The sequence below is a fragment of the Pectobacterium nicotianae genome, from assembly GCF_023272715.1.
Taxonomy (GTDB): Bacteria; Pseudomonadota; Gammaproteobacteria; order Enterobacterales; family Enterobacteriaceae; genus Pectobacterium; species Pectobacterium brasiliense.
Window position 1 is genome coordinate 3,221,210 of sequence record NZ_CP096821.1, and the last position, 12,755, is coordinate 3,233,964.

The 12,755-nt window shown below is 54.8% G+C and carries 9 protein-coding genes; 1 reads left to right on the forward strand and 8 read right to left on the reverse strand.

What is annotated here, in order from left to right; all coding sequences use genetic code 11:
* Nucleotides 1-3: 3 nt before the first annotated feature.
* From MYB54_RS14445 to MYB54_RS14480, 8 genes are all read right to left on the reverse strand, one after another.
* Nucleotides 4-501, reverse strand: a complete 498-nt coding sequence (locus tag MYB54_RS14445) for a TlpA family protein disulfide reductase (RefSeq protein ID WP_248720960.1) — start codon at nt 499-501, stop codon at nt 4-6.
* The gene (locus MYB54_RS14450; RefSeq protein ID WP_248720961.1) at nt 488-1,204 is read right to left on the reverse strand and encodes an ABC transporter ATP-binding protein; all 717 of its coding nucleotides are present in this window, start codon (nt 1,202-1,204) and stop codon (nt 488-490) included. Before MYB54_RS14450 ends, MYB54_RS14445 begins: the two co-directional genes overlap by 14 nt.
* A 4-nt stretch (nt 1,205-1,208) precedes the next feature.
* Nucleotides 1,209-2,348 (reverse strand): ABC transporter permease, encoded by a 1,140-nt coding sequence (locus MYB54_RS14455; protein WP_371928245.1) that lies wholly within the window; start codon nt 2,346-2,348, stop codon nt 1,209-1,211.
* Entirely contained in the window at nt 2,338-3,627 is a 1,290-nt protein-coding gene (locus MYB54_RS14460) for an ABC transporter permease (RefSeq protein ID WP_039508919.1), read from the reverse strand. Before MYB54_RS14460 ends, MYB54_RS14455 begins: the two co-directional genes overlap by 11 nt.
* Nucleotides 3,628-3,629: 2 nt before the next feature.
* Nucleotides 3,630-5,027 (reverse strand): Fe-S-containing protein, encoded by a 1,398-nt coding sequence (locus MYB54_RS14465; RefSeq protein WP_248720962.1) that lies wholly within the window; start codon nt 5,025-5,027, stop codon nt 3,630-3,632.
* Between the two features lie 156 nt (nt 5,028-5,183).
* The gene (locus MYB54_RS14470) at nt 5,184-5,711 is read right to left on the reverse strand and encodes an iron transporter (protein ID WP_010285198.1); all 528 of its coding nucleotides are present in this window, start codon (nt 5,709-5,711) and stop codon (nt 5,184-5,186) included.
* Between the two features lie 119 nt (nt 5,712-5,830).
* Nucleotides 5,831-7,735 (reverse strand): FTR1 family iron permease, encoded by a 1,905-nt coding sequence (locus tag MYB54_RS14475; protein ID WP_043901834.1) that lies wholly within the window; start codon nt 7,733-7,735, stop codon nt 5,831-5,833.
* A gap of 506 nt (nt 7,736-8,241) precedes the next feature.
* Nucleotides 8,242-9,921, reverse strand: a complete 1,680-nt coding sequence (locus tag MYB54_RS14480; protein ID WP_248720963.1) for a methyl-accepting chemotaxis protein — start codon at nt 9,919-9,921, stop codon at nt 8,242-8,244.
* Between the two features lie 536 nt (nt 9,922-10,457).
* On the opposite strand from MYB54_RS14480, the gene fdhF reads away from it, so the two are divergent.
* On the forward strand, nt 10,458-12,608 hold the full coding sequence (gene fdhF, locus MYB54_RS14485) for a formate dehydrogenase subunit alpha (RefSeq protein WP_248720964.1): 2,151 nt from the start codon (nt 10,458-10,460) through the stop codon (nt 12,606-12,608).
* Nucleotides 12,609-12,755: the final 147 nt, after the last annotated feature.

Genomic DNA, 12,755 nt, shown 5'->3' on the forward strand with positions numbered 1-12,755 from the left:
TCTTTATGTCCGGCTTGCCAGCTTCTGAAACAGCGCGGTCAGCTGTGCTTCATCCCTCGCACCCTGATGCTGATCGGTCACCTTACCGTTGGCATCAATAATAAATGAGGTTGGCGTGCCGCTGACCTGATAGCGCTCTTTGGTAATGCCCAACTGATCGCGCACCACCGGATAGGTCACCTTGTGGTGCGCCAGCATCGACGTGATATCCACGCCGTCAGGATCGGTGTTAACCGCCACCACCACGACTTTATCGCCATACTCCTTGCTCAGCTTCTCCAGCGCGCCCATTTCAACCATGCAGCCGCCACAGCCCGACGACCAGAAATTCAGGTACACGCTTTTCCCCTGCCAGCGCGACAGATCCACCTGCTGCCCCGCCAGATCGTAGGCCGCCAGCGCCGGTGCCTGCTCCCCGACGCTAACCTGTTCTTCCTTACAGCCGCTTAGCGCCACTGCACCCAGCAGGCAAAGCGCGGTAATCCCGTTACGCCATTTCATGATGATTCACCTCTTCACCAAAATACTTGCCGTGTTGCAGGCGGATAATACGGTCAGCAAACCGACCTAACTCAGGATTGTGCGTCACCATCACAATGGTACGCCCCTGCCGATGCAGATCTTTCAGCAGATCCAGCACCCGCCGTTCATTCTCTTCATCCAGATTCCCCGTCGGTTCATCGGCAAAAATCACGGGAGGCTCATTCACCAGCGCACGGGCGATACACACGCGCTGCTGCTCACCGCCGGAAAGCTGGCTCGGTAAGTGATCGACGCGATGCGCCAGCCCCACCTGTTCCAGCACGCGCTGCGCCGCCGCTTCATCCACCACGCTGTGGTAATGCTGCGCCAGCATCACGTTTTCCAGCGCGGTCAAAAACGGAATCAGGTGGAACTGCTGGAATACCAGCCCAATCTTATCGGCCCGGAACTGGCGTCGCCCTTCTTCATCCAGCCCAGCGGCATCGACGCCGTCCAGCAATACCTGCCCTTCACTCACCGTATCCAGACAGGTGAGAATATTCATCAACGTGGTTTTACCCGAGCCAGATGCGCCCATGATGGCGACAAACTCGCCGCGCGCGATGCGGATATTGATGTTCTCCAGCGCGGTAACCTGACCAAAGCGTTTATAGAGCTGGTGAGTTTCAATCACCGCCTCCGCTGCCTGCGCCCTTTCCTGCGCGTTCACCTCTACAGACATCGAGCTACTCTCCTTTCAAGACTTTGGCTGGTTCGACGTAGATTGCACGCCGGGTAGGAACCACTGCCGCGACGGCAGCAACCAGCAACGATAGCACCAGCGTGAGCGGGAACACGGGTAAACGCAGCGAGATCGTCGCGTTGAATACCGCCATCCCCAACACCTGTGCCAGCAAATAGCCCAATAGCAAACCGCATAACACGGCCGCCAGCGCGATGATGCCGGTTTCCGCCAGCATCTGCCGGATGATGTCTCGTCCGCTCGCACCCAGTGCTTTCTGTAGCGCAAATTCGCGGGCGCGTTCGCCGACAATCGCCATCAGCGTGGTGTTCACACACAGGGAAGACAGCACGAGAATCACCGCCGATACCAGCCCCATCAGCCCTTTAATTTTATTCAGCACCTGACCTTCCGACGCCGACACTTTCAGGATCGGGCGAATCTCCAACTGCGGATACTGCTGTTGGAGCTGGGCAGCGAAGCGATCGACCTGCCCCAGATCGTTGCTGACGCTCAACAACGCATTACTGATCGCGCCTTCTTTATCCAGCCACTTTTGTGCCAGCTCCAGATTCACGATCAGCATGTTGTCCGTCGCATCGCCGGATTCCACGATGCCTTTGATCTGCAATCGCTGTTTCCCGCCGTCGCCCACCAGCGTGATGCTGTCGCCGATTTTGACGTTCAGTCGCTCCGCCAGCTTCACTCCAATCATGGCGTTACGGTCATCGAAGCTGACGCCAATCCAGTTACCCGTGACCTGCCAGTACGGTGCCAGTTGCCGCAGCGATTCGAACCATACGCCCATCAGCACCACTTTCTCCAGCTCCGTACGTGCCATACCGTACAGATAAGGGCTGGATGCATTGATTAATCCAGCCGGTGCGTTGTCGATAATCGGCTGAAACGTACTCTGTGGAATCGTATTGCCCCGCGCCGGGCCGATGTAAAAATTCGCGCCGAAGGTGCGTAATTCCTGACTCATCTTGGCGTTGATATCGAAATAGACAGCAGACATCGCCGTCACAATCGCCGCACCAACCATCAGCGCTGCAAACACCACGCTGACGCGCTGCATACGCAGCCGCAGCGCGCGGAACACCAAACGCCAGAACATGCTGTTCATCCAGCCATTAGCGCCCATACAGCACCTCCACCGGATACAGTTTGGCGATCCGGCGCGCCGGGAACCACGTTCCAATGATGGCGATCAGCATCGAGATCACCAGCACACAAGGGATAACAATCCACGCGAAACTCAGCGGTACGCCGAACAGCATCAGGCCAATGGCTTTCGCCAGCCCCCAGCCTGCGACGCAGCCCGCGATCCCGCCAGCCAGCCCGCTCAGCGCCGCTTCGAGATAAAACAGCAGCATGATCTGCCACTGACGCGCCCCCAGCGCCTTCATCAGCCCGATCTCTTTGGCCCGTTCCATGATGGTGCTGGTCATCAGCGAGGCAATCCCCATCGCTGCCGCCACCAGCGCGGCAAAGGTCACCACAGCCAAAAGCAGTTGGATCTTGTCGATCACCACGCCTTCCGAGGCTGCGACCTGCCAGATAGGACGGACCACCGAGCCAGAAATGGCTTCTTCCAACTGGTGCGCAATCGAAGATACATACGCGGTGCAGTACCAGAGGTCATACTCCTCAGCATTCAGCGCTTCCAGATTTTCCCGCGCCCGCCGCGACAGTTCGTTTTCCGGCACGGTCAGCGCCGACACACGAATGGCCTGAATTTTACCGGCTAGCCCCAGTAGCGATTGCACCGTTGCCAGCGGCATCACCAGTCGGCTTTCTTCATCACCGCCGCTGCTCAGAATGCCGCTCACCTCTACCGTTGCGTCCCCTTTTGCGCCGTGCAGCGCGAGTTTATCCCCGACTTTCCAGCCCGTTTGCACCGCCAGCTGTTTTCCCACCAGCGTTTGCGCCACATTGTCCGTCGTCACCGGTTCCTGCGGCCACTGCCCGGCCACCTGCCAGTAAGGACTAACGGTCATTTGTCCCGTGCGATAGTCTTCTTCATCCGGCACCGCGACAGGCTGAGAAAAGAAGGTGCCCAGCACGGCAACCGGCTGACCTTTGATCTCGACATCACCGCTCAACAGCGGCGCAAAGCCGACAATGTTATTGCGCCAGAAGATATCTTTGATGTTCGGCAACTCGGCCTCATCGAGGAAATCCTGCCCTTCCAGCGGGTTACTGCGCTCGCCAAACAGCGCGGGCAGCGCCGCTTGTCCTGCTGGCTCAATCAGAATATTCGCGCCGTAAGACTTCAGCTCGCGCGCCATTTTATCGCCGATATCGATGGACACCGCCAGCAGCGCGGAGATCAACCCCGCAGCCAAAAACACGGTCAGCACCGCCAGCGATTTACGCCGAATATTTCTGCGCCAGGACTGACGTAACAGTCGCCACAGCATGATTATTCCCCCTCAGCCTGCTCGCCCGTTGCCGCTTTGGCAGTGGCAAATTTCGCGGGACTTTCGCGGAAGCGGTTGTAGTTGGCTTCCGACGAGAAGAAGTACGTTTTACCGCCGTAGCGATATTTATGTTCCGCACTCACGTTGGTGAGTTTGGAACCATCAACCGGGTCGATGACTTCCATCGACACCACCGTCGAGAAGTAGTTAGTGCCTGCCGCCAGCGACGCTCGCCCAATCACCAGTTCATTATCGTCGTTGCTCCACCCTTCGATCGGCACGGGATTACAGCCGCCCGCCTTCCCGATAGAAGGAATGAAGATATGCACGCCGCAGGCGACACAAATCACCTGATTGCCTTCCATCACATAGCCCTGATCGCCGCACAGCAAACAGGCATCAAATACCACGCCCAGCCGCAGGCGATCGGGATAGCGGTTAATGATGAAAAAGCGCACGGCCTTGCCGTCATCGGCAATCCACACAAAGCGATGCAGCTTGCCATCACGCACTTGTTCAATCGGAATATGCACTTTGCCATCGGCTGCCAGCGTCACTGGCTGCGCTTCCGACAGACGAGGCGGCTGCGACGCGACCTTGTCCCAATAGAGTTGAGCCAACACCACGACCAGCAGCGCCGTGATCGTCGCCAACAGCGTGCGGCGCAGCGTGCGATAGCCTGCCGTCGCTTTACGCTTTTCAATCGCTTCATCCGCGGCCAGCATCTGGCGACGCGCATGTCGCAGCGGCCAAACCAGTCCGGCAGCCAACGCCGCCATGAACAATGCACTGAGGTAATTTAATAAATACGCGCTGTTGGTGACGTGCGCCACATAGCTCAGGCGCGGCTTGGTAAGCCCCAACGCCTGTAATTTCATCAATAGCAGCAGCAGGTTGCCGCTTATCGGCAACAGCAGAAGTGCGACCAGCAGCGCCAGAAGCGGCCAGCGCAGTAAACGAATGCGGCGCACGATCATGCCGCACAGCGCGGCACAGAACACCAGCCAGCCAAACGCCAGCAGCACGGCGCTGAAATTCAGCAGCAGATCGGTATTCACAACGTGGGTGGTTGTCAGCGCGGTCAGATTGGGATCGTTGCCCCAATGTACCGCCGCGCCCGCCACCAGCAGCGCCTGCCACAGATAGCCAATACGCAGGTGGGAAAAACACTGACAGACAAGAAACAGGATCAAGGCCAGCGCCTGAAGCGCCGTAAACCCCAGCAGAAATGCCTGCCCGTTAGGAAAATGCACGCCAATAAACGTACCGGCGAACAGCGCCAGCAGCGTAGTCCAGCCCAGCTCTTTGACTGTCGGCGTGGACCGATGGCTCCAGTTCAGCCCCAGCAATAACGCTATCGGCAGGAAGGATTGGAGGGTCGTGATAAAGAAATAACTCATATACTCCCGTCACCTTTCAAGTTGCAGGTGCGTCGGTTGAGCGTGATGCCAAATAGCATCAGTACACGAACCGAAAAATCGCCGCCTCTGCGGGCCGCGATAACGACCCACAGAGGCGTGAACATGACCGCGACAGAACATCGCGGACAGAAGACCTTATTCTAAGCCGACGTATTTGAAGTCAAAGCTGACATCAAACGGTTTCCACCAGCGGCCTACGCCCGTTTCACCATCGGTGTGACGGTGCATACCGGCTTTTGATGGCGGATCGATGTGGTAAGTCACTTTGTAGTTACCCACACCCATCATTTTGATGTTCGCGCCGTAGTGCGGGCCATCGCTGGCAACCATCGGCATGAAAGTGCCTTCCTGCTTCGCACCGGTATCGGTGTTAGTCAGGGTGTAAGCGATGGTCAGGAACGGCATCCACTCACCGGCACCGAAGCCATTCTTGTTACCTTCAGCGGCGTGAATATCAGCTTCCAGATGGATGTCCGCTTTCGCAGCAGGCAGGCCCATCCCACGCGGTTCCATATCGATAGGTTGCAGATAAACAGCGGCAATTTCCATTTCGTTCATGGAAACAGGCTCACCCGCTGGATATTCTTTAAACGCCAGCGCGGCAGGCGCAGTGAAAATACCGGCAATAACGGCACCCGCAATCAGACTTTTTTGCATATTCATCAAACCCATCCTCATCTCAGTCGTCCCTCTTCGCTTAATTCACTAAGCGATTGGGGTTGTTATGGTTATTTGCTGCTCTTATTGCTTTCAGTATTAATTAACGTCGGACGCTTTTTTTATCAGACAGCAGACGCTCTGCGCCGCATCACCCACAGAGCGATTAACGCCGCGACCACCAGCACACCCTGTGGAATCAGCGTTTCCACATAAGGATAAATCCCCAACCCGCTGATTTCTGGCACGCCGGTCAGCAACGTCGGTTCAAACAGTTTGCCTTCGATCAGTTCCAGCACGCCTTTACCCGCGAACACAAACGCCATCAGGTACATAAAGCAGCCGGTAAACATGAAGAACGGCTTCAGCGGTAGTTTGACAATCGTGTAGCGCATCACTAAATAAGCGATCAGCAGAACCACACAACCGATAGCAAACCCAGCAAGAATGGAGAGGTGCCCCGCCATGTTGCTGGCATCACCGACCAGCGCGTAATAGAACAGCACCGTCTCCGCGCCTTCGCGGTACACGGCCAGAAAGCTGGTGAGCCATAGACCAATCATGGAGCCGCTGCTTAGAGAATGAGACAGTTTGCCTTCGAGATAGGCCTTCCAGTGCCGCGCTTCCACTTTGGACAACAGCCAGTAGCTCATGAAGAACAGCATCACGACGGCAATCAGCATCGTAATGCCTTCCAGCAGCTCGCGGCTGGCACCGGAATTGGTGAACACGAGTTGGAAAATGACAGCGGTAATCACGCTGCACAGCAGCGCGACGTAAACCGACTGGCGAATCAGCGGCAGCTTGTCCTGCTGATTGTTTTTCACCAGATAGGCCACGATCGCCGCCACAATCAGCAAGGCCTCCAGCCCTTCGCGCACAATAATCAGCAGGCTGTAGATCAACAGGCTCCAGTGGGTTTCGCCGCCGTCGCCCAGCATGGTCACCGCCTTCGCCAGTTCCTGCTGTAGCGCATCGGCCTGCCCTTGCAGCTGTTCCGCCGGCTGTTTGGCGTTCATCAGGCTCACCAGACGGGTGAAATACCCTTCCAGCGTCGATTTGAACGCCGCATCGCGAGAACCAATTTTGTTCTCCATGCCAGTGGCTTCAAACAGATCGAAATAGGTATCCTGCACCGCCATGATGGCGGGTTTGACGTGACCCTGACGGTACTGCGCGATCGCAGCGGCAATAGCCTGATTGATATCGTCGGCGACCTTCGCCCAGTTCGCGTCCGGCACGGCACCCGCATCGGCGTTCGCGGCAGGTGCTGCCGTCGCCTGCTGGCTATCGCGCGTTGTCGGCAATCCCGGCAAGACATCTTCGATATCCTGCAACAGCGTGGTGACCCGGTAGGCGACATCCGTCAGTTGATCGGGTTGACTGGCCAGGGTAATCAGCGCGGAGAATTGTTGATTAATGGAAGCCGCCTGCTGCGCTGAGCGATTCTGCCTGACCGACATCTCCATTTCAGAGTTTTTAAAACCCTGATAGTGCGCCTGCTGCACGCTCTGACTGGCCTTTTTGTAATCGCCAGCCTGATATTCAGTCACGGCCTGCGCGAGCTGGTCATCGATGATTTTGAAACTCTGCTGCCAGTACGGCGCGATCTCAGCATTGTCATAGGCACCGTGCTGCTCCTGTGCGACCAGCTTGTGCCCTTCCGACAGCACGGGCAGAACGGCATCCAGTTCGCCCTTCAGCCAGGAGATTTTTGCCTGTACCTCGGCCTGCGGCTTTCCTTCGCCAATCATGCGGCGAATTTCACCGAAGGTCGCTTCCAACTGATAGCTTTTTTGCGCGGAAATGTTGATACGGATAGGGCCTTCAAGGTTTTCAAACACCTCAAAATAGGCCATCTGAACTTCGGTGCGGGCATCATCCGGCTTTTGCTGCTCATAGAGCTGAGCCGTTTTATCCAGCCGGGTTTCGATATCTTGAATAAATGAGGCGTAATCGGTCGCGGCAACTGCCACTGAACAACTCAACAGCCAACACAACAGCAGAAGCGTTTTTTGCCAGATAGACATAAGCGTGTGATGAAGCACAAATGATATTTATTCTTATTATCACTTTGATGCCGCCATCTGTCTTGATTTACGTCACGAAAACATGAGCAACAACCACTTTAGTATGTAACAAATGATTTCTGACTTAACTTGATGCCAAAAAATTCCGTTTCATTTCTATAACCCTAGAAAAATACGGTTTTTCGATCTCAAAAACGGCAAAAAATCACCAATAAAATATAGCAATAAATATGCCAATTTTTTAAATCACCTATTTCAAGACTAGATGCACCCGTCTTAAAATGATATTTCTTTACATTACCACAGTCAGATTTACAGAGAAAAACACCATTTTCCTTCTGTAATCCAACGCATTACACGCGTCACGGTTAACGCGTTTCACCGATCATTTTTAGGCGATTACCCGCGAGCAACAGAACCGGGCAGATGCTTTTCCGCCCGGTTCGTCGCCTGCATCATGGGTCATCTTGCGTTAAACGCCTGCCCCGTATTTAACCCGCTACGGATCAGAATTTTTCCCATCCCTCACCGTTGCGACCCTGTGCCGACAGTAGCGGCGTGGTGCTCTGCCCAACCGCGCGATGAACGGGGGCTGCGACCGCTGGGCGGGAAAAGGACATTGTCGGATCGCAATCCGACTCCAGATCGAACACATCCACCACGGCGGACAGCTCGCTGGTTTGTTCATCCAGACGGGCCGCAGCCTCTGCCGATTGCATCACCAGCGACGCATTCTGCTGCGTGACGCTGTCCATTTCGTGCACCGCCTGACTAATCTGCGTAATCCCGCGCGTTTGCTCATCCGTTGCCGCTGCAATTTCACCAATCAGATCGTTCACATGCGAAATGGAGGCAATAATTGCCGTCATCGCTTCACCAGACTGTCGAACCTGCCCTGCACCGGTTTCAACCCGTGAAACCGACTCAGCGATCAGCGCCTCAATCTCTTTCGCCGCCTGCGCACTGCGCTGTGCCAGCGTGCGAACCTCACCGGCTACCACGGCAAATCCTCGCCCTTGTTCACCTGCCCGCGCGGCTTCAACCGCCGCATTCAGCGCCAGAATATTGGTCTGAAACGCAATGCTGTTAATCACCGAGGTGATATCGGAAATTTGTCGGGAACTGGCGCTAATACCATCCATCGTCGTCATCACGTTGCTGCTGATATTCCCGCCTTTTTGCGCCGTATCCGCCGCATCCTTCGCCAGCTTACGCACCTGATGCACGTGTTCGGTCGTTTGCCGCACCGTGGAGCTAATCTCTTCCATACTGGCCGCCGTCTGCTGTAGTGCAGCAGCCTGCTGTTCCGTGCGGCTGGAAAGGTTATCGTTGCCATCCTTAATGCTCGACGTCCCGTTGTTGATTTCCGTCGTGCTCTGCCGGATGACCGTCACCGTATCACGCAAACTTTTCTGCAATTTCTTAATATCGGGAATCAATCGTCCCGCACAGTTCTTGCCAAATTCCGCCAGCTCACAGCCTAAGCGCCCCGCCGTCAACTGTGCCAAATGGGACTTGAGCACTGAAATCGGAATAACCAGATAGTTCCTCAAATAGTATTCCGTGAAAATCAACACGATGAAGCCAATCACCATCACAGCAATTAACGAATTACGGTTTTGGGTATTATGTTCATTCACGACTGGAATCAACGAGGAGGCGGTAATGCTGTCCGAATAGCGTTTGACGTCTTCGCCAAACGTCAGGCTAATCGGCGGATAAACAGAGCGAAATATCTGTCGGAATCCTTCGTAATCATTACGTTGCAGTGCCGCATTCATCGGATCGATAGAGGTCGAGATCAGGGTGTTCCAGGTATTTTTTACCGCATCAACCGTTGCCTGATCGACACCGACATGCTCCGCAGTCTGGAATTTCTCCAGCGAGTCTTTGGTATTTTTTAGCGCGACCTGGGCCATTTCCAACGTCTTTTTGGCGTTTTCTGGCTCGTTACGCTGCAAATAATCCATCGTTCTTTCCATACGAGTTACGGCCCGAAAATATTGATCGGTTCCATAGACCAGATGGGAATACGTTTTTCGCTGAGTCTCACTTTTATCAAGCAAATTCGTGACCTGATAAAGCGAATAAAGACTGAATCCTGATGCCACTCCCCACGCCACTAACAGGGAAGCCACTATGAACAGCACCATTATTTTTATGCTGACATTTCTTAGAAATTCCATAATGCACTCCGCGACGTTAACAAATATTTCCCGCCCGCACGCTCTGTCGGAAAAGTATTTACTTTTTACTCATGACGGTGCCGCCCGTTGTCTCGCGCCCTTATCCCACGCGATCTCACAGACGTTCTGGAATTCCCTGATTCATGTCCCATTGGATGGGAAATTAAGCTCAAAAAATTAACGAATAGAATGCGTTATCTTCCTTGAGATGCCAATTTCCGTTGTGTTAAACAGCCGACAGGCATGGCTACCCCAGCCCAGTCGGTGGCACATAGAGTTAATATCGTCAAAAACAGTATAGGCATTAACGGATAAAGAGGATGAATACGCAGCCACGTTATTTTCCAGACGAATGTCCTATGGAAAAAGGTTGCGGCACTCAACACGTTAGGACGATTTATCATCGCCCTGAGCATGACCACGATCAGTAAATTAATTTTCTTTATCGGTGATTATCGAAGGTTATATGACTGCATCAACAGCCTGCCGCAGGAATGCAGTTCTTACGATCCAAGACTCGGCTTTGGAGAATAATCATGCAGAAAGTGCTTACCGTCTGCCCGTATTGCGGGTCAGGCTGCAAAATTAACCTGCTGGTAGAGAACGGCAAAGTGGTTGGTGCAGAAGGCGCAAACGGCGTCACCAATGAAGGTGAGCTGTGCCTGAAAGGCTATTACGGCTGGGATTTTCTTAACGACACGAAAATTCTGACACCGCGTTTAAAGCAGCCGCTGATTCGACGTCAGAAAGGTGCGCCCTTTGAGGCCGTATCCTGGGATGAAGCTATCGAATTCGCCAGTTCCCGTCTGAAGGCCATTAAAGAGAAGTACGGTGCCGAGTCGATTATGCACACCGGATCGTCACGCGGTCCCGGTAATGAAACCAATTATGTGATGCAAAAATTTGCCCGGGCGGTCACCGGGAATAATAACGTCGACTGCTGCGCCCGACTTTGCCACGGCCCTTCGGTTGCCGGGCTACAGGTGACGCTGGGCAACGGCGCAATGAGCAACTCTATCTGCGAAATCGAAAAAACCGACTGCATCCTGATTTTTGGCTACAACGCCGCAGACTCACACCCCATCGTGGCGCGTCGGATTCTGAAAGCCAAAGCACGCGGGGCAAAAATCATCGTGTGCGATCCGCGCCATATTGAAACCGCCCGCATCGCCGATCTGTGGCTGCCGTTGAAAAATGGCTCCAACATGGCATTGGTCAACGCGTTCGCTAACGTGCTGATTAACGAAGGCCACTACGATAAAGCGTACGTCGCCCGCCATACCGAAGGCTTCGAGGAATTCAGCAAGACCGTCGCGAAATACACGCCGGAGTACGTCGCTGACATCACCGGACTGTCGCCGAAATTGATTCGCGACGCGATGCGGATCTATGCCGCTGCGCCGTCCGCCACCATTCTATGGGGAATGGGCGTGACGCAGTGGGGTCAAGGCGTTGATGTGGTTAAAGGCCTGTCCGGCCTGGCCCTGCTGACCGGGAATCTGGGACGTCCGAACGTTGGCGTCGGGCCGGTGCGTGGGCAAAACAATGTGCAGGGTGCCTGCGATATGGGGGCGCTGCCCAATATGTTCCCCGGTTATCAAAACGTCACGGATAAAGCGGTGCTGGCGAAATTTGCCGATGCCTGGGGCGTACCTGAACTCTCCGACAAAATCGGCTACTCGCTGACCGATCTCCCGCACAAGATAAAAGAAGGGAAGATCCGAGCCAATTACGTAATGGGCGAAGATCCGCTGCAAACCGAACCGGATCTGTCGATGCTGCGCGATGCGTTCAACGAGCTGGAGCTGCTGATCGTGCAGGACATCTTCATGACCAAAACCGCTGCGATTGCCGATGTGATTTTACCCGCAACCTCCTGGGGCGAGCACGAAGGGGTCTATACCGCCGCCGACCGAGGATTCCAGCGCTTTTATAAAGCCGTGGAGCCGCAGGGCGATGTGAAACCTGACTGGGAAATCATCAGCCTGATGGCTACAGCGCTCGGCTATCCGATGCACTATAACAACACGCAGGAGATCTGGGACGAGCTGCGAGCACTCTGCCCGCTGTATTACGGTGCAACCTACGAGAAAATGGCAGGGCTGGGTTATGTGCCGTGGCCGTGTCCAACGGAAGACAGCCCCGGCACGCCATGGCTGTACGCCGGTAATCACTTCGATCGTCCCGGCGGGAAAGGCTTACTGCTCACGGCCGAGTGGCGACCGCCGATGGAACTGGTGGATGAGGATTACCCGCTGGTCTTGTGCACCGTGCGCGAAGTTGGCCATTACTCCTGCCGTTCCATGACGGGCAACTGCACCGCATTACAAACGCTGGCGGATGAACCGGGCTACGTGCAGGTTAGCCCCTATGACGCTGAGCGTTTAGGCATCCACGATCAGCAGCTAGCCTGGATTTCGTCGCGACGCGGCAAAGTGATCTCACGCGTTGCCGTCAGCGAGCGCATCAATAAAGGTGCCGTCTACATGACCTACCAGTGGTGGATCGGTGCCTGCAATGAACTGACGTTGGATCATCTCGATCCGGTATCCAAAACGCCGGAGTACAAACACTGCGCCGTTAAGCTGGAAGCCATCGACGATCAGCAGGCAGCCGAGAACTATGTACAACAGGAATACAGCCACTTGAAAGATCGGCTGCGCAGCACCGCAGAAAACGTCAGTTAATCTCCCTTACCTAAGCCGCCGCGAACCTCAGCCGTCAGGTAAAAGCCGTGGCGGCTTAGGAAATACATACTCTAAATAATTCGAGTTTCAGGAAGGCGGCAAGCGAAGGAATCCCGATGAGCTTACTCAGGTAAGTGATTCGGGTGA

Excerpts from the sequence above, each read along its gene's own strand:
- MYB54_RS14445 (WP_248720960.1), bottom strand. The coding sequence starts at position 501 with ATGAAATGGCGTAACGGGATTACCGCGCTTTGCCTGCTGGGTGCAGTG.
- MYB54_RS14450 (WP_248720961.1), bottom strand. The coding sequence starts at position 1,204 with ATGTCTGTAGAGGTGAACGCGCAGGAAAGGGCGCAGGCAGCGGAGGCG.
- MYB54_RS14455 (WP_371928245.1), bottom strand. The coding sequence starts at position 2,348 with ATGGGCGCTAATGGCTGGATGAACAGCATGTTCTGGCGTTTGGTGTTC.
- MYB54_RS14460 (WP_039508919.1), bottom strand. The coding sequence starts at position 3,627 with ATGCTGTGGCGACTGTTACGTCAGTCCTGGCGCAGAAATATTCGGCGT.
- MYB54_RS14465 (WP_248720962.1), bottom strand. The coding sequence starts at position 5,027 with ATGAGTTATTTCTTTATCACGACCCTCCAATCCTTCCTGCCGATAGCG.
- MYB54_RS14470 (WP_010285198.1), bottom strand. The coding sequence starts at position 5,711 with ATGAATATGCAAAAAAGTCTGATTGCGGGTGCCGTTATTGCCGGTATT.
- MYB54_RS14475 (WP_043901834.1), bottom strand. The coding sequence starts at position 7,735 with ATGTCTATCTGGCAAAAAACGCTTCTGCTGTTGTGTTGGCTGTTGAGT.
- MYB54_RS14480 (WP_248720963.1), bottom strand. The coding sequence starts at position 9,921 with ATGGAATTTCTAAGAAATGTCAGCATAAAAATAATGGTGCTGTTCATA.
- fdhF (WP_248720964.1), top strand. The coding sequence starts at position 10,458 with ATGCAGAAAGTGCTTACCGTCTGCCCGTATTGCGGGTCAGGCTGCAAA.